The 25,915-nt window shown below is 42.4% G+C and carries 22 protein-coding genes; 11 read left to right on the top strand and 11 right to left on the bottom strand.

What is annotated here, in order from left to right; genetic code table 11:
• Positions 1–213: 213 nt before the first annotated feature.
• The 8 genes from SWOO_RS11700 to astE form a co-directional block, all read right to left on the bottom strand.
• Positions 214–1,059: a tetratricopeptide repeat protein gene (locus SWOO_RS11700; protein ID WP_012324908.1), complete on the bottom strand. Its 846-nt coding sequence runs from the start codon at positions 1,057–1,059 to the stop codon at positions 214–216.
• 13 nt (positions 1,060–1,072) lie between these two features.
• Complete coding sequence (locus tag SWOO_RS11695) at positions 1,073–1,594, bottom strand: hypothetical protein (protein ID WP_012324907.1); 522 nt, start codon at positions 1,592–1,594, stop codon at positions 1,073–1,075.
• Positions 1,595–1,847: 253 nt separating this feature from the next.
• Positions 1,848–3,842, bottom strand: a complete 1,995-nt coding sequence (locus tag SWOO_RS11690) for a methyl-accepting chemotaxis protein (RefSeq protein WP_012324906.1) — start codon at positions 3,840–3,842, stop codon at positions 1,848–1,850.
• A gap of 158 nt (positions 3,843–4,000) precedes the next feature.
• A complete protein-coding gene (gene nadA / locus SWOO_RS11685) occupies positions 4,001–5,068 on the bottom strand; it encodes a quinolinate synthase NadA (protein WP_012324905.1) in 1,068 nt (355 codons plus the stop codon).
• A gap of 146 nt (positions 5,069–5,214) precedes the next feature.
• Complete coding sequence (locus SWOO_RS11680; RefSeq protein WP_012324904.1) at positions 5,215–6,795, bottom strand: dihydrolipoyllysine-residue acetyltransferase; 1,581 nt, start codon at positions 6,793–6,795, stop codon at positions 5,215–5,217.
• Between the two features lie 10 nt (positions 6,796–6,805).
• Entirely contained in the window at positions 6,806–7,783 is a 978-nt protein-coding gene (locus SWOO_RS11675) for an alpha-ketoacid dehydrogenase subunit beta (protein WP_012324903.1), read from the bottom strand.
• Between the two features lie 3 nt (positions 7,784–7,786).
• Positions 7,787–8,965 carry a thiamine pyrophosphate-dependent dehydrogenase E1 component subunit alpha gene (locus SWOO_RS11670; protein ID WP_012324902.1) on the bottom strand — a complete coding sequence of 393 codons (1,179 nt, stop codon included), beginning with the start codon at positions 8,963–8,965 and terminating at the stop codon, positions 7,787–7,789.
• Positions 8,966–9,189: 224 nt separating this feature from the next.
• Complete coding sequence (astE, locus tag SWOO_RS11665; RefSeq protein ID WP_012324901.1) at positions 9,190–10,227, bottom strand: succinylglutamate desuccinylase; 1,038 nt, start codon at positions 10,225–10,227, stop codon at positions 9,190–9,192.
• Between the two features lie 279 nt (positions 10,228–10,506).
• Here astE and msrA point away from each other — a divergent pair, with 279 nt between their 5' ends.
• Complete coding sequence (msrA, locus tag SWOO_RS11660) at positions 10,507–10,986, top strand: peptide-methionine (S)-S-oxide reductase MsrA (RefSeq protein WP_012324900.1); 480 nt, start codon at positions 10,507–10,509, stop codon at positions 10,984–10,986.
• Positions 10,987–11,062: 76 nt separating this feature from the next.
• Here msrA and pgm read toward each other — a convergent pair whose 3' ends face one another.
• Both pgm and seqA read right to left on the bottom strand, forming a co-directional pair.
• Positions 11,063–12,715, bottom strand: coding sequence for a phosphoglucomutase (alpha-D-glucose-1,6-bisphosphate-dependent) (gene pgm, locus SWOO_RS11655; RefSeq protein ID WP_012324899.1), 1,653 nt, complete (start codon positions 12,713–12,715; stop codon positions 11,063–11,065).
• A 62-nt stretch (positions 12,716–12,777) separates the two neighbouring features.
• A complete protein-coding gene (gene seqA, locus SWOO_RS11650; protein WP_012324898.1) occupies positions 12,778–13,317 on the bottom strand; it encodes a replication initiation negative regulator SeqA in 540 nt (179 codons plus the stop codon).
• Between the two features lie 294 nt (positions 13,318–13,611).
• Here seqA and SWOO_RS11645 point away from each other — a divergent pair, with 294 nt between their 5' ends.
• The 7 genes from SWOO_RS11645 (at position 13,612) to SWOO_RS11615 (ending at position 19,291) form a co-directional block, all read left to right on the top strand.
• Positions 13,612–14,391, top strand: coding sequence for an alpha/beta fold hydrolase (locus SWOO_RS11645; protein ID WP_012324897.1), 780 nt, complete (start codon positions 13,612–13,614; stop codon positions 14,389–14,391).
• A 253-nt stretch (positions 14,392–14,644) separates the two neighbouring features.
• Complete coding sequence (locus SWOO_RS11640) at positions 14,645–14,866, top strand: DUF2788 domain-containing protein (protein ID WP_012324896.1); 222 nt, start codon at positions 14,645–14,647, stop codon at positions 14,864–14,866.
• 11 nt (positions 14,867–14,877) lie between these two features.
• Positions 14,878–15,150, top strand: coding sequence for a LexA regulated protein (gene ybfE / locus SWOO_RS11635; protein ID WP_012324895.1), 273 nt, complete (start codon positions 14,878–14,880; stop codon positions 15,148–15,150).
• Between the two features lie 49 nt (positions 15,151–15,199).
• Complete coding sequence (gene fldA, locus SWOO_RS11630; RefSeq protein WP_012324894.1) at positions 15,200–15,727, top strand: flavodoxin FldA; 528 nt, start codon at positions 15,200–15,202, stop codon at positions 15,725–15,727.
• Between the two features lie 265 nt (positions 15,728–15,992).
• Complete coding sequence (earP, locus tag SWOO_RS11625) at positions 15,993–17,171, top strand: elongation factor P maturation arginine rhamnosyltransferase EarP (RefSeq protein WP_012324893.1); 1,179 nt, start codon at positions 15,993–15,995, stop codon at positions 17,169–17,171.
• 44 nt (positions 17,172–17,215) lie between these two features.
• Entirely contained in the window at positions 17,216–17,776 is a 561-nt protein-coding gene (gene efp, locus SWOO_RS11620) for an elongation factor P (RefSeq protein ID WP_012324892.1), read from the top strand.
• Between the two features lie 303 nt (positions 17,777–18,079).
• A complete protein-coding gene (locus SWOO_RS11615; protein WP_012324891.1) occupies positions 18,080–19,291 on the top strand; it encodes a pyridoxal phosphate-dependent aminotransferase in 1,212 nt (403 codons plus the stop codon).
• Between the two features lie 75 nt (positions 19,292–19,366).
• On the opposite strand, the gene SWOO_RS11610 is transcribed toward SWOO_RS11615, so the two are convergent.
• Complete coding sequence (locus SWOO_RS11610) at positions 19,367–20,077, bottom strand: flagellar brake domain-containing protein (protein ID WP_012324890.1); 711 nt, start codon at positions 20,075–20,077, stop codon at positions 19,367–19,369.
• 273 nt (positions 20,078–20,350) lie between these two features.
• On the opposite strand from SWOO_RS11610, the gene yfbR reads away from it, so the two are divergent.
• The 3 genes from yfbR (at position 20,351) to SWOO_RS11595 (ending at position 25,900) form a co-directional block, all read left to right on the top strand.
• Positions 20,351–20,938 carry a 5'-deoxynucleotidase gene (gene yfbR / locus SWOO_RS11605; RefSeq protein ID WP_012324889.1) on the top strand — a complete coding sequence of 196 codons (588 nt, stop codon included), beginning with the start codon at positions 20,351–20,353 and terminating at the stop codon, positions 20,936–20,938.
• A 79-nt stretch (positions 20,939–21,017) separates the two neighbouring features.
• Positions 21,018–22,352, top strand: coding sequence for an anti-phage deoxyguanosine triphosphatase (locus SWOO_RS11600; protein WP_012324888.1), 1,335 nt, complete (start codon positions 21,018–21,020; stop codon positions 22,350–22,352).
• Positions 22,353–22,852: 500 nt separating this feature from the next.
• Entirely contained in the window at positions 22,853–25,900 is a 3,048-nt protein-coding gene (locus SWOO_RS11595) for a TonB-dependent receptor domain-containing protein (protein WP_012324887.1), read from the top strand.
• The last annotated feature ends 15 nt before the right edge of the window (positions 25,901–25,915 follow it).

Raw genomic sequence — 25,915 nt, 5'->3', positions numbered from 1 at the left:
AGACATTTCCCATATCCCTATGGGTCAGTGGAGGAAATGTCTTATGTATGTCAGGAACATACAAGACCCTATGGTTTGCAACGAGTGAAGAGCATTGTTTTTCTACGGTTAAGCTCGTTAACGCAGTATCTGAATTGCTAAAGCTCGCCTGTAAGGGCTTTGGCTGCCTACTTCTGCGTTGAATGAACTCACAAGCCTATCAGATATTCAGCGCTACTTAGCTTGAATAAAGTCTGTAAAGGCCTCATTTCCATCACAAACCCTTTGAAGTTCAAGATCCCGCTCGGCCCAATCGATAAACACTTCCTGTTCTAGCTCTGATCCATTAATCACCTGCAGTACCTTTTGTAAGGATTTAAGTGCGCAGCTTACTTTTAGCAAGTTCAGATGGGTAAACTTGCGTTTGGGATCGGCATGCTTTGCTTGCTCAAGCGTATGATAAGCTTCCTCTAGGTTCCCTAACCTAAATTCTGCATAACCCTTAAACTCGAGTGTTTTAGGGTTATTAGGTTGGTGTTCTAATGATACCTCATACTCATTTATCGCCTCTTGAAACTGTTTGCTCTGTCTTTTCCCAACACCAGATAACAGGGCTTCCTTCCCCAAATACTCCCTCTCTTTGATGTCTAATAACCTAAGGTATATCTTTGCGGTCTTACTATTACTGGCTATCTCTTGATTGAAATAACTCCGTGAAACTTCAAAATCATTTTGCAGATAATGTAAGATCCCCAAATTATTATTGGCTCTTAACTTAATATGTGTATAGCCGCCATCAGTCGCACCGACTAAAGAGCTTTCTAAATACTTATTTGCTTCCTCGTACTCTTTGGCTTGTACTAAGGTCCAACCTATTGCACCTTGTAGCTCTGCTCTCTTTTTCGGTTCAGATGTTTCATTTAGCCTCTCTTTTAAAGTATTAACGACTTCTAAGCTCCTTCCCTCTTCGATGAGTGCTTTTACATCCTTAAGTTCCATTGTTTCTGCTATCCCAAACAATGGAACAGAAAAAAGGATCGGTAACACGAGGTAACCATAATGCTTGATTAAGCTGACCATGCTGCTCTCCTGGTTAAAAGTCACCGAAACCTGAATCATTAGTATTATCTGATAGTTGCTGGATTAAGGCATTTTCAGATGTAGTGCTGGCCGATAACTTTGCCTCAAGCTTTGAAAGCTTTGAAAAAACGGTTGAATTATCAATATTCAATGCATGCTCATCTTTTAAGACTATTAAACCTTTGCCATTTTCATCTAAGGTGATTTTTCTATTTTGAATATAGAGAATGGTAGGATGTTCTGCCTCTACCGGAGTCAAGCTCAATACAACTTCGGCTTCAGGTCGATGTATTAAAATGGCGAGACCTGCCATTAAAAAAAGCAGGGTAAACCCTAAAAAGATCCGTGTATTATTAAGTTGCTTGCCTGCCATCTCCTCCCAAATTTTAAGTTTTTCAGGCTCAAAGTCTAAAAGGCTGGTGTCTAAAATCTTATTTTGTACATCGGATGTCAGTTTATATCCGATGAATAACATTAAAAATGAGAAACCAGTTGCACCGGTTCCAAGTATTGCAACCACATCTAAATTATCCATAATGACTCCTGCTTCCCTAATGCCATTAACTGTTTATAATCAATATATTGAAATATATAATTAAATCTAGAACATTAATCCATATCCTTATGTTTGGGCTGTAATAATCAGCTATTACCAGAGTCTGCTTAACGAATAAAGAAAAACTGGTTAATTTAGGAGTAAAGGAGTAGTTACAAAGGATAGTAATACTGCGCTAACAAAAAGCCCCGCTTTTATGCAGGGCTTGTTGGTAGATCTATGACGGGATAACTTAGCTAATTTTAAATTTACTGACCTCTTGAGACATCATATTCGCATCGGCTAACAAGCCTTCGTTAAGGGCACTGAGCTCATCGGCAATAGCTTGAGTATTTTGATAAATCTCACTTATCTTAAGAGCGTTACGATTTACCTCTTCCGATACTGCTGATTGTTCATGAGTCGCCGCGGCAATCTGCTCGTTCATCGCATCGATAATACCGACTTCAGCTACAATTTTATCCAGATCCTGCCCTGCTTTCTCTGACTCCTTAACGCTCAGCTCCGCCTTTGCCTTGCCTTTTTCCATGGCAAGTACAGCAATTGCCGCCCCTTTCTCAAGCCGCTCTGTCATATCTCGAATATCCTCTGTTGAGGTTTGGGCACGTTGAGCAAGACTTCTTACTTCATCGGCGACCACGGCAAATCCTCTTCCCATCTCACCCGCTCGTGCAGCTTCAATGGCTGCATTAAGCGCTAGAAGATTTGTCTGCTCAGCAATACCGCTAATCACCCCAAGAACACTGACAATGCCTTGAATATCATTATCCAACTCATTGATCGCTTTAGAAGCATCACCAATCTCTTCAGCTAACTCGTGGATACTTTCAGCCGTTTTATCAACTTCAATATTGCCCTCTTTGGCTTCTATATTGGCAGCTGTCGAAGCTTCAGAAGCTTTGACAGCATTAAGTGCTATCTCCTGTACTGTACAGCTCATCTCTGTCATTGCAGAGGCTACTTGTTCAGTCTCACTATGGCCAATAGCCACATCTCTTTGCATCACATTAGCGCAAGACTCCATCTTTTCAGAAGCTTTAAGCAGGCTATCAGTGTTGGTTCTAACGCGGTGGATCACCTTCTCAAAATCACTCATCATTTGATTGAACGCGTTACCTAACTGACCCAGTTCATCATTCGTATTCCCTCCAATTCGTATGTTTAAATCAAAGTTCTTCTGGGCTTTTGTAACGCTATCATGAAGGTAATGTAATCGGGTATGCATGTATCTAGCGACAGTGACTGAGATATAGAGGACTAAGGAACCTGTCAGCAGCATCAGCACTATGATGCTATACATAAGCGATGTAGAACCACTCAGTTGCTGATCTGTTTGTGAGATCAGAGACTTAGATAGTGACTTTTCAAACTGCCTAACGAGCTCAATTCGAGCAGAAGATTTGGCAAACCACTGCTCAGCACTTTGAGCACTCAGTTCATCGGCATTACCACTGAACGCTAGCTCACGTAGGGTGTGTACATCCTTTACTGCTCGCGTTTGAGTTAATTGTCGAAACTGCTCTTGAACCTCTGGTGTGGCCAATGCAAGAAATCGCTCCTCATAGCTGTGCTGTTCAGACACTAAAGTGGCAAACTTCAAAAACATACCAGGTTTAAACTCACGATTACCAAACGTCGAGCTCAGTACCGCGCGCTCAATACCTGCACGCTCTTTCATCTGCAGATAAGCGCTAAAAGAAGCCGCCTGAATAGCGATAGCCTGGCTGTCACCCTCTTTTGCTGTATGATCCACTATCCCAAGTAAACCTTTATTGAGCTGGGAATAAAAAGCCACCTCCTCTTTTACTGACACGGTTAAACTATCAATACTTTTACGCATCGAGTTAAGCTGTGAGAGATCGCGATTTAATTGACTTAGTTGACTCGAAAATGATTCAGGTAGGGAGGTGTTAGAGACAAAATGCTTAAAACTGTTCAACTGTTTATCTGTTGCTGCTCTTTGAGCTGGCAATGTATTCGCAAAAGCTTGGCCTCTCGATCCTATAAACCCTGCGCTCATGCCCCGCTCTTTTTGCAATTCATGAACCAGATCGCTATTGACGACAGCTAGTTCACTTAGCACTTTTACTTGCTCTAAACCTGTTGAGAGGCGGTACTGATTATAAACAATGGCACAACCAAAAACGATACATCCTAAGATAGGGGGGAGAATAACTAAGAGCAGTTTGTTAGTGATTGTTAAATTTCCAACCCAACGAAAGTTCATAAGTAACGTCCTTGTATTCCAACATGTTTTTTAAGGTTATTAGTTTAGCCCATTCCCGTTAAATAAAGTAAATAAAATAGTAAAAAGCCCTCATTTTGAGGGCTTTTTAATCTAGATCAATTTTTACAGCTTAAAATCACAGCAAGCACGTTCAATAACTAGGCATTACCCTTCACTTTCATGTTTAGTGTTTGGGCAAAATTCAACATACGATCAAGCGGTATCAAAGCCCCCTTTCGCAACTCATCATCGACGAAAATTTCATGTTCTTGGGTATCTTTAGCCGTTAATGAAGCTTCAATCGCTTGTAAACCATTCATCGCCATCCAAGGACAGTGAGCACAACTTCGACACGTTGCCCCATTACCACCGGTTGGTGCCTCAATTAATGTTTTTCCTGGTGCCGCCTGCTGCATCTTATAGAAGATCCCCTTATCTGTAGCCACGATAAAGGTGTCATTTTCCATGGTTTGAGCAGCTTTAATAAGCTGACTTGTTGAGCCCACTGCATCTGCAAGTTCAACCACGCTAGCTGGAGACTCAGGGTGAACCAAAATAGCGGCATCAGGGTGCTGTATTTTAAGCTCTCGCAATGCATTTGCTTTAAACTCATCATGAACAATGCACTCTCCCTGCCACATTAGCATTTCAGCGCCAGTCTCTTTAGCAATATAGCTACCCAGATGACGATCTGGGCCCCAGATAATTTTCTTATCTTCACTGTCTAAGTGCTCAACAATCTCAAGGGCAATACTTGAGGTTACCACCCAATCGGCACGCGCTTTAACAGCAGCTGAAGTATTGGCGTACACAACAACAGTATGATCTGGGTGCGCATCGCAAAACTCGCTAAAGGTTTCAATTGGGCAACCAATGTCCAATGAACAGGTCGCCTCGAGTGTTGGCATCAATACTGTTTTCTCTGGACTTAAAATTTTAGAGGTCTCCCCCATAAATTTAACGCCAGCAACAATTAAGGTTTTCGCTGGATGATCACGACCAAATCGCGCCATTTCAAGTGAATCAGAAACACAACCACCCGTCTCTTCCGCTAACGCCTGGATCTCAGGATCTGTGTAGTAGTGAGCCACTAAAACTGCGTCTCTGTCTATCAGGAGTTGTTTGATCTTTGCCTTGTATTCTGACTTTTCATGTTCAGATAAAGGAAGTGGTTTTGGTGGAAAAGGGTATTGAATTGGTTCAACTTTTGGGGCTAACTGACTCATTTTACAACCAGGACGAAATTCTTATTAGCGGGATTATACGTAAATATGACCGAAAAATTAACCTCTATTCAGGATGCGACAGAAAAAAATCAATTTTTAATATAAAAAGAGCGCCGAAGCGCTCTTTTTATCACTAACTTTATCTGTTACTGCATAGCCAATAACATCTCCTGGGGCTCCTCTAGATAGCACTTCCAGAGATTGCAAAAACGGGCAATGGTTCCGCCATCAATCACTCGATGATCGCCAGACCAGCTAACCTGCATGATCTTCCTAGCTTCCACTTCACCCTTTTCATTAAACCTTGGTAGCTCTTGCAGCTTACCTAGCGCGACGATGGCAACCTCAGGCTTATTGATGATAGGTGTCGCTACCGTTCCGCCTAATGCACCGATATTTGAGATAGAAACACTGCCACCTTTTAGATCGTCAGGGCTAACACGGCCACTTCGGGCTGCGGTTGTCAGACGCGTAATCTCAGCTGCGATCTCTAAAATAGATTTATCCTGTACCCCTTTAACATTAGGCACCAATAGCCCCACTTTTGAGTCTACTGCCATGCCGATATTATGCTGCGCAAGATAAGTCAGCTCAGTGCAATCTTCATTTACGCGACTGTTGATCACTGGGAACTGCTTTAATGCCAGTGACATCGACTTCATGAAAAATGGCATCATAGTGAGTTTAAGCTCATCTGTTGAGTATTTTTTCTTCATACTCTCTCTAAGCTTAACTAGTTCAGTGAGATCTATCTCTTCACAATAGGTAAAGTGTGGGATTGTGGTCACTGACTCGGTCATCATCTTAGCCATAACGGCCTGAACACCACGAATAGGCTCAACACGATCCTGCAAACTAGCGGTATGTTGAAGTGCTTGAGGCGCTGATATCATTTCACTCTGAGCTTGAGAAGTTGTCACTGCCGCACCAGACTGATGACGACTAACATCTTCTTTATACACACGACCATTTTTACCTGTACCGGAAACACTGGCAATATCGATACCTAAACTGCGAGCTAGACGCCTAACAGCTGGACTGGCAAGTGCTTTTCCTTGAGCGACTAGCTCTTGAGAAACAACTGGCTCGTTAACCACTTCAGCCTCAGAGATAACAGCTGCTTCAACACCAGCTTCTACTGCCACTTCTACCGAAAATAGAGGCTCGTGGACTTTAGCCAGTTGGCCTTTTCGGTAGTGTAACTTAGCAATCTTTCCTGTTTTGATGGCAGGGATCTGAACTAAAGCTTTATCTGTCATTACATCGGCAATGGGTTGATCTTCAACAACAAGATCGCCCTCTTTCACCAGCCACTCGACCAGTTCACACTCAACAATTCCTTCGCCAATATCAGGTAAAAGAAACTCCTCTATTTGAACAGAGCTTAGTGATGAAGTATTTTCAACTGAGGTTACAACCTCTTGCTTATCAATCTCACTTTTTGATTCAAAAGCTTGGGTCTCAGCGATATCAGAAGATGTAAGTTCCCCTGAAATATCAACAGAGTATAAAGGTGCATGAACTTTTGCTATCTCACCTTTAGCGTAATGAAGTTTTTTAATCACACCAGCATGAGGTGCCGGAATTTGCACCAAAGCCTTATCGGTCATCACATCGGCAATGGGCTGATCTTCAACAACAACATCCCCTTCGCTGACTAACCATTCGACAAGCTCACACTCGACGACACCCTCTCCAATATCAGGCAGAATAAACTCTTTAATCATCGCCAAGCTCCTAAAATGTTACCGATGCTTTAATGGCTTCAAATGTCTTGAGCGCATCAGGCATATACTCTTTTTCATGAATTAAAGGATAAGGAGTATCTAACCCACAGACCCGGCTGATTGGAGATTCAAGATATAGGAAACACTCCTCTTGAATCGTTGCGGCAATTTCACCGGCGAAGCCACCCGTTAATGGTGCTTCATGGTTTATCAGCAGACGCCCTGTCTTTTTGACTGATGTAGCCACTGTTTCAACATCCCAAGGTGCTAAAGTACGAAGATCAAGGATTTCACAGGAGATCCCCTCTTTTGCAGCCATATCGGCAGCTTTTTCTATGATCTCCATCTGAGCGCCCCAAGCAAGTAAGGTGATATCCTTACCTTCACGGACAACTTCAGCCTTACCTAACTCAATCTCATAATCCCCATCAGGGACTTCACCAATATTGGCACGATACAGACGCTTAGGCTCAAAGAAGATAACTGGGTTTTTATCACGGATCGATGCCAGCAACAGCCCTTTAGCTTGATAAGCATTACGCGGAACCACAACCTTAAGGCCGGCTGTTTGAGTAAAATACGCTTCTGGAGATTGCGAGTGGTAATGCCCACCTGCAATGCCGCCGCCATAGGGCGTTCTGAAAGTGACACCGCCGACATTAAACTCATTACCACTACGGTATCTAAATTTGGCGGTTTCATTCACAATTTGGTCTATCGCTGGAAAGATATAATCAGCAAACTGGATCTCAGCAATTGCGGTCATGCCGTTTGAGGCCAAACCATTAGCAAATCCAGCGATACCCTGTTCAGTTAATGGGGTATTGAAACAACGATCACGACCATATTTATCTTGTAAACCAGAAGTCGCTCTGAATACGCCACCGAAATGGCCTACATCTTCACCGAAGAGTATCGTCTTGTCATCGGTTTCCATCGCCATAGAGAGTGCATCATTGATGGCTTGTAACATGTTAATTTCGGCCACGGCTTATACACTCCCTTCGCTATTTGGATATGATTTCGGGTACTTTTTAATATGTGTTTTCAGCGTCTCTAGCTGCTGCTTTAATCGCGGCGTTGGCGTGTCGTAAACATCTTCAATCAAGGTATCAACACTAGACATAGGAAGCTTCTCTGCCACCTTCACCTCAGCTAGCACTTCGCTACGGTATTTTTCAAACAACTCAGAGTCTTGTTTCTCGGTTAACCAACCTTTGTTGATCATCCATAGCTTAAAACGTTTAACTGGATCGTGTTGTTGCCATTTAGCTTCCTCATCTTTTGAGCGATACCCTGAAGGGTCGTCCGAAGATGAGTGTGCACCGAGTCGATAAGTCATGGCTTCTATAAGTACTGGCGCATTGTTTTCAACAGCATAGGCTCTCGCCTGTTGAGTTGCAGCAAGTACGGCAAGCATGTCATTACCGTCAACACGTATCGTGTGCATACCATAACCAGGGCCACGACTTGCAATACCGTTACCCATAAACTGCTCACTGGTTGGTGTTGAGATCGCATAACCATTATTACGGCAAAAGAAAATAGTCGGAGATTTAAGCACTGCGGCCATATTTAGACCAGCATGAAAATCACCTTCAGATGCGGCACCCTCTCCAAAGTAGCAGATCGCAATATTACGCTTTCCCTGCATCTTTAGGCTATAACCTACGCCAGTTGCTTGGGGGATCTGGGTCGCAAGTGGTGATGAGATAGTTTGGTAGTTCAGCTCAGAAGAGCCGTAATGGATCGGCATCTGTCTGCCTTTACCCAAATCCTTCTCATTACTGAACAGCTGATTCATAAACTGCTCAGTGGTAAACCCACGGTATCTCAGCGCCGCATGTTCACGATATTGCGCTAAGATAACATCATCATTATCAAGTGATGCTGCACTGCCGATAATAGAGGCTTCTTCACCTGTACAGGTCATATAGAAGCTGATCCGGCCCTGACGCTGTGCGCCCAACATGCGCTCATCTAATACCCGAGTAAATACACAAGTATCGTAAATCTTATGTGCTAGGGCTTCATCAATAGCTGGTAATACCGCGTTTTCATACACGGTACCATCGGCTTGCAAGATTTTTAAAATAGGAATGTTTACTGAATCCCTATCGAGAAAACTGACACGATGGACAGTTTCATTCTGGCTTGTTGCGTTGCTCATACTATTCTCTTATCAGCTGAGTGCTTTGTTATTGAGTCCTCTTCCCATGAGAAGAGTTAATTCTTGTTATACGCGTTGCAGAACATTACGTTAACGTAAACTACCTATCAACCATTCATTCTATCTTAGCAAAAACTAACGGTGGGCCTGCCCGTATGTTTAGCTTTACATTCAAGAGCAAACCCACAGCAGGCACCGTTAATCTTAATCGTTAAAGCAAATACTTAACCGTCTATATTCTCAGTAGAGGCAGGCTTTAAACATAAAACCGTTCGTTGGCCCACTGGTACCTTGGCATTAGGGAAGACGATGGCTTCAACCTCATGTTCAACCTTGATGTTCTCCCCGCCCTCTTTGGCTAAAATATAGCCCTTAGGGAATGAGGTAAAATTTTCTACATCATTGGCGAAAGTAAACTCAAAATCATCAAAGCCTTTATTAATTGCTCGACACACTTGATACAGATTCACCGTTTTAGCATTAAAATCTGGCAGTTCTAAGGACTTATTGCCGATTAAGCGGCTAAGCATCTCGTTGAGCGCGATAAAGCGCGTCATATCATTTTGACCCATTGGAAGCACTTTGCCTAACTCAATGGTAAATGCATCGGCTTGATAATTAAGGGATGAAAAGTAGCTAAATGTTGTGGTGGGCTCATGATGAAATAACACAGTATCGATACCGCATGCTTCAAGAAACATGATCTGCTCACCACTGTACTTACGACCTGGTCTGTATGGGTAGATAGCGAATTTTTCGTGTTTAGAACCACGGATAGCGGTGTGAAGATCGTAATGAATTTTATGGCTGTTATCTTTTGATGAACTAAAAAACTTATCAACGTAAAACTCAAGTTTCTTTGCTCTAATACGTTCAGGGTTAACTAACCCTTCACCCACAGAGTGAGCTCCGTTAAACAGGCGATTAAGGTTTTCATCAATAAAGCGGGTGCCATTGATGATGGCTGGCGGATTACCAAAAAGAAAAAGTACCCTTTGCTCCGCAATTAACCTCTCTTCAAGCAGTGACTTTATCAGTCCGTTACATAACTCTATAGGCGCGGTTTCATTACCGTGTACAGCACATGAGAGTACAATGTCTTTCCCCCGAGCGACCTTAGGTTCAAACACAATAACTCCAGTATCCCATACTTCCACTTGAGTATGAGAGCCAAGCATAAATGTGAATGTTTCATCGAAATGTTGTGGTTGGGCGAGTGTAAGTTGTAAAAAGTCTTTAGACTCTTTTAGTGCTTGTAACACGAGGTACTCCTTATTGTCCTACATAAACACCGCAACAAAGGGCTATTTAAGCAAGATCCTTTTTTGTTATGAAAACTCGGATTTAGCATAGTAACATTTTACTCCCACATCAGCCATTTATCAGCATTTCAAAGCTAGCATATTCCAAAAAATTTACCTTTTTTCCATTTACTGTTTGCATTTTGTCTATGAGTAAAACAGAATAAAGACATCCGGACGGCTAAACGGCCAAGGCTAGTTGTTAGACATCATTAAACTTTAGGCATTAAAGAGGTATTTATGGCAGTAGCAACATTTGGAGCAGGATGTTTCTGGGGCGTCGAGCATTTTTTTAAACAAGTCCCAGGTGTGCTCAAAGCAACATGTGGCTATATGGGCGGTAAAGACTCTACAAACTGTTATGAAGAGGTAAAAACAGGAGAAACTGGCCACGCAGAGGTAGTTCAAGTCGAATTTGATGAGTTGCAGGTGACTTTTGAAGATATTTTGGATGTTTTCTGGAAAAATCATAATCCCACCAGTCTAAATCGACAAGGTGGAGACATAGGTAGCCAATATCGAAGTACGATTTTCTTCCACGACAAAGCGCAAAAAGCTGCAGCTGAGCTTTCTAAATTATCATTAGCACGAAGTGGTAAATGGGGTGCCCGCCATATCGTGACAGAGATAGTTCCCCTGCTCACTTTTCACCGAGCTGAAGAGTACCATCAGAATTATCTAGAGAAAAATGAACTTCCTAGCTGCCATATCGCCTATTAAGCTTTTATGTATTCTCCAACAAAAAGCCCCTGTAACAATACAGGGGCTCGATAAAATATGTAAACCGATATGGTTATTAACTTAACATCGTCTCTATCATGGCTTGTGCTTGAGCAATCACCTCATCAAGATGCTTTTGGCTAACAAAGCTTTCGCCATATATCTTAAATAGGGCTTCTGTACCTGATGGTCTAGCAGCAAACCAAGCATTGTTAGTCACAACTTTAATGCCGCCAATTTTGGCTTGATTACCTGGCGCCTTTGTCAGTACGCTTGTGATCGCTTCACCTGCTAACCTAGTGTCACCTAATACCTTAGTATCCACATTTTCTGCAATAATCTTGGCAAACTTGGCTTTTTTCTCGGCTGTAACAGGGCTATCTACGCGGGTATAAAAGCTCTCACCATGAAGTTCAACCAGCTCATCATAACGCTCTGCAGGTGTTTTACCGGTGACTGCCAACATTTCTGCGGCCAGTAAGGCTAAAATAAAGCCATCTTTATCGGTACACCAAGTGGTGCCATCACGTCGTAAAAAAGCCGCACCAGCACTCTCTTCGCCACCAAAAGCAAAGGTCGACTGCGCTAAACCATCAACAAACCACTTAAACCCAACAGGAACTTCACTCATCACACGTTGATGTTGTTCACACACCTTATCTATCATGGCACTAGAAACTAACGTTTTACCAATCACTAAGGATTTAGACCACTGAGGTCTATGGGTTACCAGATAGTCAATGGCCACCGCTAAGAAGTGATTTGGATTCATTAGGCCAGAGCCTGGGCAAACGATGCCATGGCGATCGTAGTCAGGATCATTACCTACACATAGGTCAAAATTGTCTTTGTGCTTTAATAAAACAGACATCGCGTAGGGAGATGAGCAATCCATGCGGATCTTGCCATCTTTATCCAGCGGCATAAATCCAAAACTTGGATCAATACTCTTGTTCACTAACGTAATGTCAAGGTCGTAGCGTTTAGCGATTTCTGCCCAATAATGGATCCCTGAGCCTCCAAGTGGATCAACGCCCAATCTCACTTTTGCTTTCTTGATGGAATCCATATCAATAACATTAATTAGATCATCAACATAAGGTGCGATTAAATCCACCTCTTGAACTAAATGACTCTGCATAGATTGGGTGTAATCAAGGCGATTAACCCCTGCTAAATTCTGTGCAAGATAATGATTGGCTCTATCTTCAATCCACTGGGTGATCTCACCCTCTGCTGGACCACCATGAGGGGGGTTATACTTAATACCGCCATCTTGTGGTGGATTGTGTGATGGTGTAATAATTAACCCATCAGCAAGTATTTCACTGTGCTTATTAGCCGTAATGATCCCATGGGAGACAACAGGGGTCGGTGTAAAGCCATCATCTTTATGAACAATGACCTGCACATGATTAGCCACCAGTACTTCAATCGCCGTAATAAATGCAGCTTGAGATAACGCGTGTGTGTCTATGCCTAGATAAAGGGCTCCTGTGATCCCTGCACCTGAACGGTAATCGACAACGGCTTGCACGATTGCAAGAATGTGTTGCTCATTAAAACTTCGCGATAAGGCGCAGCCTCTGTGCCCTGATGTACCAAAAGTGACTTTTTGAGTGTCTATCTTGCTATCTGGCGTTAACCGATAATAGTGACTCATCAACTTTGGAATATTCACCAAATCCTTTTGTAAAGCTACCTGCCCTGCACGTTCATGAATGGCCAACACTGTCCCCTTTCTCTCAACTAAAAAATAACACTCTAAATCTTGCTGTATCTAATTACCGCTTAAATATTGCGAGTGATTGACTCAATTTGCGCCTCTACAGTGCCGTATTGGTGCAAAACTTCTGTCAAAATCGTACGCTTTTTAGCGGTGTTATTATTTGTCGTTACCCAGTAACCACTTTGGCCAATCTCTTTTGGATTTGCTGATTTACTGGCTTTTAACAGAGATTGTTTTGATGTGGCAAAATAGAGTCTGTCACGACCTTTAATCTTAAGTACTTGTGCAAACTGCTCAGGCGAAGCCAAATAGACAGCTTCAAGGATAAACAGGAAACGTCCAACGGCACCTTTTGCCGCCGCTAACTCCTCTTTATTGATGCTTGAATGAAGGTCGATAAATCTTGGCTTATCTTCAACATCTGCCGTCTCTTCTAAACCGGGTTGGCTAATCACCTCGGGCTCATCTTTCTCTTGCGTTGCCGATGCTTCCACTTCCAAACCAAGGAGTCGACGTAAGATTTCAGAAGCACTCTCGCCGATCCTTTCAGTCTTACTGGCAATAAGGCGATATAACTCTTCATCAACCTCTATATATTTCATGCGTTCATCTTCCTTACTAGAAATGTTTGCCCCAAACCATAAACTCACTTTATGGAAAGAAATAGTAATTCGATCATTTTTATTGTCATCCGATCGTTTCACAAGTGTATGCCATCTTTAGCCTTATAATAAAGACCCTTTCTCTCAATTTTGAAATACTTGCTCATTAGATAGAAGAAAAGACACTGTTTGTCTAAAATCAAAACAGTAAAGAGAGCTGACGACTTTCAATCTTGATGTCAATGACTGAGATGAGGCACAATATCTGACCTCCTTACGCTTTAATAGGTTTACATGAACTACACCTCAACAGGTCAAGGTCCCGCAGTGATCTTAATCCACGGCCTATTTGGCAATTTAGACAACTTAAAAAACTTAAGTAATAGCCTAGAGTCGCACAATCAGGTTATTCGTGTTGATGTGCCAAATCATGGCCTGAGTCCCCATTGGCCTACGATGAATTACCCAGCATTAGCTAAGGCCATGATAGAGTTGATGGATGAGCTTTCAATAGAGAAAGCACACCTTGTCGGTCACTCCATGGGCGGGAAAATTGCCATGGCTACAGCACTTTCATATCCAGATAGGATCGCCAGTTTAATCGCTGCCGATATTGCCCCTGTCAGCTACCAAAACCGACACAGTGATGTATTTGATGCATTGCAAAATGTTGACCTAAGCCAACTTGAAAGTCGCGCTCAAGCACTTAACTCTCTGACTGCATCGGGGATCGATGCAGGAACAGCGCAGTTCCTACTAAAAAATCTCACCCGTGATGAAACGAGCTTTAAGTGGAAGATGAACCTGTCAGGCTTGCTCGATTGTTACCCTGATATGATCGCTTGGTACAACAACACTATTCCGGCAAAAGAGCGTTACACAGGTCCTAGCTTATTTATACGTGGCGGTGACTCTGACTATGTTACCGCTTCGCATAGAGCAGCCATAATGGCCCAATTTCCGAACGTACAAGCTAAAACGATTGAGGGAGCTGGTCACTGGCTACACGCTCAAAAACCCGTCATTTTCAATCGGATCGTGTCTGAGTTCATTCAAAAACATGAAAGTAAATAATCAAGTTTTAGACATTTTAGGATATAGCAGACACGTGTCATCTATGATATATTCGCGCCTCTTTTAAGCCAGAAGAAGCTTGAATTGTTATCTCTGAGTATGTAGGTGGCACTGAGCATAAAGCTCCCCAACTATAAATCACGATACTTTTTGAGCCTAAAGATGCTTGAAATGTTATCTCGGCATATAGGGCAGAACCCAGCATTAGCTCTCGCACTATATACCTCGACACTTTTTGGCCTGAGGAGCGCAGATGTTATCTCAGTATATGGAACAGATCGAAGCGTTAGGTCTAAACCTATTTTTCGCAGCGATCTTTTTCTTTATCGGTATGGCCATACGAGATGTGCTAAAACAGGGCAATGTCCCTAAATTTGGCCGTAACATCGTTTGGCTTGTGTTATTTCTCGGCTGTGCCGGGTTTATTGCAAAGGGATTAATACAGATGTTCTGGGAAGGCTCAGGCATTGGTTAAACATTGATTAAATGGCTAAAGAAACATCAGACAGAACCACAATTGATCTGTTCGCAACAGAGAAACGACGTGGTCGTCCTAGAAGTAATCCGCTACCTAGAGACCAGCAATTAAAGGTCAATAAGCGAAATCAGATCCAACGTGATAAAGCTAACGGATTAAAACGAATAGAGTTAAAGGTGTCACAAGATTTGTATGACGCCTTGAATGAAAAGGCTTTGGCCAGTAAAATTAGTCGAAGCCAATTAATCGAATTGATATTGCAGAATCAGGTTAACTCTTAACCCTTCTGATAACGATAACAAACACTGCTAATTAGATATAGGAAAGACAATGGCAACTGTAGGTCTTTTTTTCGGTAGCGATACAGGTAATACTGAAGCCGTCGCCAAGATGATCCAGAAAAAACTGGGCAAAAAGATGATCGATGTTAAAGACATCGCGAAGAGTACAAAAGAACAGATACAAGAGTATGACCTTCTTCTTTTTGGTATCCCTACCTGGTATTACGGTGAAGCTCAGTGTGACTGGGATGACTTTTTCCCTGAGCTTGAACAGATCAACTTTGAAGATAAGCTCGTCGCCATTTTTGGTTGCGGCGATCAAGAAGACTACGCCGAGTACTTCCTTGATGCTATGGGCATGGTTAATGAGATAGTTGAAGCCCGTGGCGGTATTGTTATCGGTCATTGGCCAACTGAAGGCTATGATTTCGAAGCATCTAAAGGCCTTGTGGATGACAAGCACTTTGTGGGCTTAGGTATTGATGAAGATCGTCAACCAGAGCTAACTGAAGAGCGTGTTGACGCTTGGGTTAAACAGATCCATGAAGAGATGTGCCTAGCTGAACTTGAAGATTAATCTTCTTTAGAAGCACGGATAATCACAAAAAAGCGGCTTAATGCCGCTTTTTTGTGTCTGGAACACTTATGTAAATTTACCATGGATGGATATAAATTTACTTTGTGTCAGGTCTTAGATGCTCCAGACATCTTGAAGACATTTCCTCCAGTGACCCATAGGGAAATGGGGAATGTCTATAAGCGTATGGAACGCTTTAGACCATGGAGGTCAGAGCACTTATGTTAATTTAGTATTTAGCCAATAGATAAAGCACTGGACGTTAATGAGCACTGAAACTGACAATAAACATTGGGATATCTTCTGCGCTGTCGTCGACAATTACGGTGACATTGGTGTTACCTGGCGCTTAGCTAAACAGCTGGCCCATGAATACGAGCTTAAGATAAAACTCTGGGTTGATGATCTACATAGTTTTTCCCATATTTTACCTGAACTTGATCCATCACTGACCAGCCAACAATTTTGCGGTGTTGATATACTTAGGTGGAGTTCGCCTTTAGATATCACTTTCGACCCTGGTAGTGTCATCATTGAAGCCTTTGCCTGTGAACTTCCCTTGGAGGTAACTGAGTCCTTGATAGCCCTGAAAAAGGACACTAAAGCAACACCACCGTTATGGTTAAATCTGGAATACCTCAGCGCAGAAGCTTGGGTCGATGGCTGTCATGCCCTTCCCTCATTACAAAAAAGTGGTTTGAAAAAGTTTTTCTTTTTCCCTGGCTTTACCGATAAAACAGGTGGACTTATCTGCGAAAAGTCACTGTTTACCGAGCGTGAGCAGTGGCAAGCAACACCCAAAAACAAGCTGGCGCTATTTGAGCATTTAGGACTCCAAGGTATCGATAAGGATGATCAGTGCATCAGTGTATTCAGTTATGAGACTGAAGCATTAGCAGCGCTGTGTGAGTTATGGCAACACGCGCAAAAAAAAGTGCACCTGCTTATCCCTAAAGGGCGTAGTTTACATAGCCTATCTCATCTGCTCCCTATCCAATACGAATTAATACAACCAGGACAGCGCTATGAGTACAAGCAGCTAACCATTCATATCTTACCTATGACAGACCAACAGGGGTTTGATAAGTTACTCTGGAGCTGTGATGTTAATATTGTCAGAGGCGAAGATTCATTTTTAAGGGCCCAATGGGCTGCTAGACCTTTCATTTGGCACATATATCCTCAAGAAGATGATTACCATCTCGTAAAATTAGAAGCTTTTATGCAAGTTTACTGCGATAATCTTGCTCCTAAAATTGCCGAGTACTGGTCAGCATTAAATTTAGCCTTTAACCAAGGGGCACAAAACAGGGTTAAAACCCAGTGGCAACACCTAGATTCAGTTAATAGACCGTTACTGCAACATGCACGAGAATGGCCTGTTAACGCATTAAATGACGCAGATCTTGCTTCTCGACTGGTTCAATTCGTCAAAAATAGCTAAGATGCTGCTCTAAAACAGAAAGTCCAAAAATAGGAAATAGTGTAATGAAAACTGCTCATGAAATCCGTCCAGGTAACGTGATCATGTTAGATGGCAGCCCATGGGTTGTACAAAAAACTGAAACAACTCGTTCTGGCCGTAACGCTGCTATTGTAAAAATGAAGCTAAAGAACGTATTACTTGATTCAAGTACTGAAACCACCTTTAAAGGTGAAGACAAGATGGATGATATCATTCTGGAACGTCTTGATTGTACTTACTCATACTTCGCTGATCCTATGTATGTATTTATGGATGCAGAGTACAACCAATACGATGTAGAAGCAGGTAACCTAGGTGATGCATCGGCATATATCGTCGACGGCATGGAAGAGGTTTGTCAGGTAACTTTCTACGAAGGTAAAGCTATCTCTGTTGAACTACCTACCACTATCGTTCGTGAAGTGACTTACACGGAGCCATCTGCTCGCGGTGATACTTCTGGTAAAGTGATGAAGCCAGCCACAGTTTCTGGTGGTGCGACTCTGAGCGTTGCAGATTTCGTTAAAACCGGTGATATGATTGAGATCGATACTCGCACCGGTGAATTCAAAAAGCGTGTTTAAAGAATTTAATTAAATTCAGTTTAAAAGCCAGTGGACACCACTGGCTTTTTTATACCCTAGCCCACACCGAATCAGAACATAAACCCGCAAAATAACCGCAAAAAAGCATATTTAACCACAAAGCTTTTATTGATAGCTAAGTTATAGAGAGATAATCTAAAGATATTGTCGGATTAATCAGTAATAAACACAGTAAAGCACTTCTCAATTACACCATAATTAGCTATTGTCCCTCTACATAAGTAATACCTAAGTGCGGCTGGAATTTTACCTTGAACCGACTTAGCATTTTAGAGGTTGTGGATGCGTCCAATTATCAAATCAAATAAATTAGATTCAGTCTGTTATGACATCCGAGGCCCAGTGCACAAGGAAGCACGTCGCCTTGAAGATGAAGGCCACCGTATCCTAAAACTCAATATTGGTAACCCTGCACCTTTCGGTTTTGAAGCGCCAGAGGAGATTGTACGTGATGTTATCCTCAATTTACCTAGTGCTCAGGGCTATTGTGAATCAAAAGGATTATTCTCTGCCCGTAAGGCCATAGTGCAGCATTATCAATCTCAAGGTATCTTCGGAGTTGATATTGAAGATGTCTATATTGGCAATGGCGTATCTGAGCTGATTGTCATGGCGATGCAAGGGCTGCTCAATACAGACGATGAGGTACTGATCCCCTCACCCGATTACCCACTATGGACCGCAGCCGTTAATCTTTCTGGCGGTAAAGCACAACATTACCGTTGTGATGAAGAAGCCGATTGGTTTCCCGATCTAGATGATATTCGAGCTAAAATCACTCCAAGAACCCGTGCTCTTGTACTGATTAACCCCAATAACCCCACAGGAGCTGTTTACTCAAGAGAGCTGCTCCTTGAGGCGATCGAGATCTGTAGAGAGCATCACCTTATCCTATTTGCCGATGAGATCTACGACAAAATATTATATGACGAAGCACAGCATGTGCCAGCAGCCAGTCTCTCTGATGATATCTTAACGGTCACCTTTAATGGCTTATCAAAATCTTACCGCGCAGCTGGTTTTCGTGTCGGTTGGATGATGTTGTCAGGAAACCTTAAAGCGGCTAAGAGCTACATTGAAGGCTTAGAAATGTTAGCATCAATGCGTTTATGCGCTAACGTGCCAAATCAACATGCCATTCAAACTGCACTGGGTGGATATCAGAGTATCAATGAGCTAGTGATCAATGAGGGACGTTTGAAAGTCCAACGTGACACCTGTGTTGAATTGCTCAACTCTATCCCTGGGATCAGCGTTAAATGCCCTAAGGGGGCCATGTATGCGTTTCCAAAGTTAGATAAGCGCTTTAATATACGTGATGATGAACGTTTAGTTCTGGATCTACTCAAAGAGAAAAAAATACTCTTGGTTCATGGCACCGCCTTTAATTGGCCAGAACCGGATCATCTACGAGTGGTCTTCCTGCCTCATAAAGAAGATCTTGAAAAAGCACTCACCGAATTTGGTGACTTTATGGATGGTTACAGACAGTAATATCAATTACTACTCTATACTCTTCAAAAAAGCGACCTCAGCAGCTAAGCAGGTCGCTTTTTAATCTTCTATAAACTACTTCAACAGATGGCACATAAGCAGTTTATGCACGATAGACTCAGCTTTAGCCTGAGAGCAGTTGATTGTAAAACCGTACTGAAATGCTTCATCATCATGCTCGATAGGCAAAATATTCTTAATGGTAATTGGCACAAGTTCAGTGTCCAGTTGTGATGACAATTCAACCTTCAACAGGTAAGACTCCTCACACAAAATAATATTAAGCCCTGAGCTGATAAAAGCCCCTCCTTTTATAGAGATATCCTTTAATGCCCCCAAGGCTAGTGGCTTATCCTTTTGACTGTTTTCTTTATCTTTTGCAGGAACGATTGCAGAGCTAAGGCTAATGGGAAGCCGAGACTGATGTCTCAATGCAACTTTCTGCAGCTCTTCTGGGTAATCTATTAAGAGCCAGTACCCAAGATTCCTCTCCACCCTCTGGATCTTACTTTTAAAGGCTAGTACATTAGCCTTAGGCTCATTACTCCTGATAATTCGAACAATAACTTCCTGGCCAATAAATAGAAAATTCTGCGCCTTCTGCCATTGAGCATCGCCCCCTAACTCAAGAATTATCATACGTTTGGGATCAACACCGATAAAACGCGAGTGAAGACGAAGCACCTGATCTGGTTCCAAGATCTGGATATTCACCTCAGTGTTGCAGGACATATGGTCCAAAAGACTAAACTCATATGTTGGCGAATGTATCACAATCTTCTCCATTGACAATTCCTGAAAGAGTGAACCTAATTTTTCTCGGTAGCGATTGAGTTTATCGATGCTAATGAGAAAGTTAACTTCATTTAAATTTTAGACAGTAAGCAGAAGCTGTGCCAGTAAGCAACTATCAAGTTCGACAAACTATAAAGCTCAATAATCAAACTTACAGATATATCTGTCACTGCATTTTACTAACTCTGCAATTAATACTTGCTCTATATGGGATACCCTATGCTAATGTAACGCCACAAGTTTGTTTCAATAGAGTTGCCCACTATGAGTCATCTATTCGCCCATCTTGCAAGAATGAAATTAATTCAACGCTGGCCACTTATGTATAACGTTCGTAGTGAAAATGTCCAGGAGCATTCGCTACAAGTCGCTATGGTAGCCCATGCGCTAGCAATAATTAGCAATCAAAAATTTGGAACCAAGCTAAGTCCTGACAGAGCTGCAACCGTAGCAATCTTTCATGATGCCAGCGAGATTTTAACTGGTGACCTACCCACGCCGGTGAAATATTTTAATAAAGAGATTGAGGCTGAATACAAAAAGATTGAAGCAATTGCTGAGCATAGACTCCTCGAGATGGTTCCCGAAGAATTCCAGCAGGAGTACCAACCACTCCTGTCAAGCGAACATGCCGATAGCGAATATAAGTTGTTGGTAAAATCTGCCGATACTATCTGCGCCTTCCTGAAATGTCTCGAAGAACTTAGAGCAGGCAATAATGAATTTAATACTGCAAGAAAACGTTTAATTGAATCATTAGATAAGAACCCTGATCCTGCAGTTAAATATTTTGTCGACTGCTATGTGCCTAGTTTCAAACTAAGCTTAGATGATATCAATAAGTTACTTTAATAAATTTATCATAAACTTGCAGTTCAATAACCTTAGCCATATAGCAAAGGTCAATCATTCATAGTGAGTAAGGAGAAGCATGATCGCATCCCCATGGCATGAAAGACGTCTTAATGAAGATAAAAAAAGGCGTAATGATCATCGCAGCCCCTTTCAAAGAGATCGTGCTCGAATACTGCACTCGGCGGCGTTTAGAAGATTACAGGCTAAGACTCAGGTCTTAGGTGTCGGAATGAATGACTTCTACCGTACTCGGCTTACTCACTCCCTTGAAGTATCTCAGATTGGTACAGGTATTCGAGCTCAACTCAAATTAAAGCAACCACAACATCTACCGCTGTTTGACTCAATGAGCCTAATTGAATCCCTCTGCTTGGCACACGATATAGGCCACCCTCCCTTCGGACACGGTGGTGAGGTCGCATTAAACTATATGATGCGCAATCATGGTGGCTTCGAAGGGAACGGGCAGACCTTTAGAATACTTACCGGACTTGAGCCCTACACAGAGTGTTTTGGCATGAACCTCTGCCGTCGAACGCTGCTTGGAGTACTTAAGTACCCAGGACTCTACTCATCACTCCACCACAATAGCCAACAGGCAGAGGTTAATAACATCCGTCAACTAAAACCCGCAGACTGGCCACCAGTCAAAGGTGTTTTTGATGATGATAAAGCTATTTTGGACTGGGTACTGGCTCCCTTAATTGACTCCGACAGAGAGCGATTTTTACAAACCCATACAGCAGCAACAGGTAAGCACAAGCGTACGCGATATAAATCCTTAGATTGCTCCATTATGGAACTGGCCGACGACATCGCTTACGCAGTCCACGATCTTGAGGATGCCATTGTGATGGGAATTGTGAGCAGCTTTCAATGGCACAGCGATGTGACAGAAACCTTAAAAAATAGTAAAGATAGTTGGATACGCGAGGAGTTTGCCACCATAGGAGATAAACTTTTCTCTCACCATCATCACCAGAGAAAAGATGCCATTGGTACCTTAGTCAATGGCTTCGTTACCGCCATAGATCTTAAAGAGGATTTAGCGTTTACTGAACCTCTCTTACGTTTCAATGCCGCACTAGATGATGAGTTTGATTCTGCTTTAGAGGTATTAAAACAATTTGTCTATAAATTCGTCATCAGAAAGCCTGAAATTCAGATGTTAGAGTACAAAGGGCAACAAACAGTAATGGAGCTTTTTGAGGCATTTGAGTCGGATCCTGAACGCCTATTACCAACCCATACTCAAGAAAGGTGGCGAGAAAGCCACAACAAAGGGCTAAACTGCCATAGAGTCATTGCCGACTATATCTCAGGCATGACAGATGAGTTCGCAGCAAGACTACATCAGCAACTATTCAGTCCCAAACTTGGCTCCATGATTGAGCTCAGTCATGAACTCTAAATAAGCTTAGTTAACAGAAAACCTGTCTAATCATTCAATAGAGGTGACTAAATAATCATCTAACTCTCTCAGTTTATCGTTTTAACTGGGAGAGTATATTTACTATTCAGCGACCAAATTTTATTCAGAGATAAATATCCACTGCCGAAAAAGTTAATAAACTGTTTTAGTGACTATGATTTACACTCCCTCTCAACCTGCTCGGTTTTACCTCATTTTTACATCTATTTAATATCTACACCTTATTTATCAGTGACTTATGCATTTTGTCGAATTTGACTAGCCAGACCTAATTGTTAGCATGCTGTTACACCCAATAGATGTTTGCATAACAAACTTGTTTAGATGTTATGTCCTACAACTAATCTGTTCAATCTTACAGAGTTGAGTGTTTTGTTTATACCGGGGATTAATGACCATACTGAATAAATTGTCCATAAGCATTGAACAGAGACACAGTTGGCAGAAAAACAGATAACAAAAAATATAAGGATGGAGAGATGAATAAAAAGCTGATCACCATAGCAATACAAACCGCCATCATGGGGGGCGCATTAAGCTTAGCGCCACAAGTATATGCTGCCGATGACACAGAGATTGCAAAACCCAAACTTGAAGCCACTGCAGATGAACAGGGAAAAGAGCCAGAGATTCAAGAAAAAATTACTGTAACAGGTTCACGTCTGCGTCGAGATAGTTTTAGTATAACAACACCTCTAGCAGTGTTAGGCAGAGATGACATCGAAGATACAGGTTTAGGCTCTCTGGCAGAGATTTTAGTTGAGGAGCTTCCTCAAATATCAGAAGGTAGCAGTAACAGTAACTCACAATCCAGTGTACAAAATACCGGCCTATCTACAATTGATCTTCGTGAGCTAGGAACCAACCGGACATTAACCTTAATTGATGGACGACGAGTCGTGTCTAATAGTTACTCAGGTAACTATGTCAGCCTATCAACTATCCCTTCAGGTATGGTTGAAAGAGTCGAAGTCATTACAGGTGGCGCATCAGCAGCTTATGGCTCAGATGCTATTGCAGGTGTAGTAAATATCATCACTCAGCAAGATAAAGAGGGCTTCTCTTTTAAAGCTCGTGGCGGCGAGAGTACAGAGGGCGGTGCTAAAGAGTTCACCTTAGACTTAGATTATGGTACTGAATTTGCTGATGATCGTGGCTATCTCTTCTTTAGCTCAACTTACGATAAACAATATGGTCTATCTTATTGGGATCGTGACCGTGCGCAACAGCAAGAATCTTGGCGATACAATACGGCAGAGATGTGCAATGCCATGTACAGTGAAGATAACACCTCAAGCAAGGGAACTTGTATGAGAGACATGACACAAGCAGATTGGCGTAATCTAAGTGACTCCATTGCAGGTGGTGTGTTTGATGAAAAAAGTAGTTATAAGCCGGACTCTGGTTTTTGGTACGATGAAAACGGTCTACGAGATGACTGGCATGAAGAGAAATATGGTCGTGACTTCAATCAGTTTGTGATGTTAAAAGTCCCAGATGAAGCTATCTCGGCTGCAATTAAAGTTGACTTTGAGCTAACTGACGACATCCAAAGCTATTTTCAAGTTCAGTACAGTGAAAACCGCTCTATTAACCAAAAATCACCTGAAAGCGAAGATGAGTTCGATGGCATCGTTGTTATTGACCCTGTAACAGGGGAAAGCAGCCAGATTGGAGCTGGACGAATCCCGAAAAATAACCCTTATATGCCACAAGAGATCTACGATCAAGCTAGCAGTAAGGGCGTAAAGTGGGATAGAGGTTTCGATGAAGTTGGCAATATCATCAATGATAATACCCGTAAAACCATTCGTTCATGGGCTGGGCTTCAAGGTACAATATTTGATGGAAACTGGGACTGGGACCTATCAGTTGGCTATGGTAAATTTACCCAAGAGCAGACCCGTTATAATGAGCTATACATAGCAAATCTTACTCATGCTTTAAACGCAGAAAAGCTCGATGACGGCACAATACAGTGCGCTGATGCCGATGCTCGTGCTGCAGGTTGTGTGCCTATTAATCTGTTTGGCGAAGGTTCTATCACACCCGAAGCAGCCGATTATATACGCGCAACCCCCACCATTTCGACAGATGTACAACAAACAACTGTACTTGGTTATATTGCTGGTGACCTTTTTGAGATGCCAGCAGGGCCAGTTGCTTCAGCTTTCGGTTTTGAATATCGCAAAGATGAACAAAGTGTGGATACGAATGTGCCATTAGGTGGCGTTTCATTCAACTATGTACCGACTTTCTCTGGCGATGTCAGCGTTTATGAGGTGTTTGGTGAAGCAGCCTTTCCACTACTTAAAGATGTAGCAGGAGCTAAGAGCCTGACAGCAGAAGTATCGGCACGTCTAGCCGATTATAGCTGGTCTGGTACGGGACTAATTCAGAGCTATAAAACAGGGGTGACTTGGCAACCAGTCGAAGGTTATGCAATACGTGCTAACTGGGCAAGAGCTCAGCGCGCACCAAGTATTACTGAACTACTATCACCTCCGCGTGGCGACTATGATAGTTTCGATGATATCTGTGAAGGCACAACATTGACTTCTACCGATGCAGGCCATGACAACTGTCGCTTAGAGCCTGGTATAGCTGCGGTTATCGCGGATGGCAGTGAGTTCGAAGATGATAATAACGGTTACTCCCCTAATGTTGGTAACTCAGAGCTAAAAGAGGAAACAGCAGATACTTACACTCTAGGTATCACATTAGCACCTGAGTTTGCCGAGGGATTACGTATTGCAGTTGACTATTACGACATCACGATAAGCGATGCGATATCTTCTTTCTCGAATGAAGATATTATTGATTACTGCTATAACTCTTCACTTGATTTTGGTGACGATAATAATTTCTGTAATGATATTCAACGTGATGCAGAGGGGCAAATAACTACTGTTAATCAACGTGTTTATAATGTTGATGAGATCAAAACTAATGGTTTTGATTTCGCCGCAGAGTACAGGTATGAACTCGATAAATATGGCTCATTGAAGTTTAAAGCTGATTGGACACATGTCATTGGTTACGAGCAAACAGTGCAAAGCCCTGAAGGCCCAGCAACAACTAATTATGAAGGGGATCTTTCACAAGATATCTTTGAAGATAAGGTAACTGCATCACTTTCATGGTACTACGACGATGCTTGGCGAGTTCGTTGGAGCACACGCTTTAAGAGTGCTGTTGTTGCAAGCCGTTCAGTATACGATGATTGGGAGAAAGCAATCACCAAAAATAATGAATACTGTGCAGATGGAAGTGATAAGTGCGTACTGGAGCCAGAGGCATTAGATGACTCATTCTATAACTTACCTTCATACATCACCCACAATCTGTCAGTATCCTATACGTTAGATCTAGCTAATGATGGCGAGCTTCGCTTCTTCGGTGGTGTGAATAACATCTTCGATGACAGAGGTCCATTCATGGCTATTGGCGGAAGAGGTAATTTCGACAGCAACTATGGTGGTGGTAAAGGTCGCTTCGCTTATGCAGGCGCAGAGTTTAAGTTCTAACTTCTTCATGTATTA

The organism is Shewanella woodyi ATCC 51908 (assembly GCF_000019525.1).
Lineage (GTDB): Bacteria > Pseudomonadota > Gammaproteobacteria > Enterobacterales > Shewanellaceae > Shewanella > Shewanella woodyi.
This window is presented reverse-complemented; position numbering and strand designations above follow the sequence as displayed.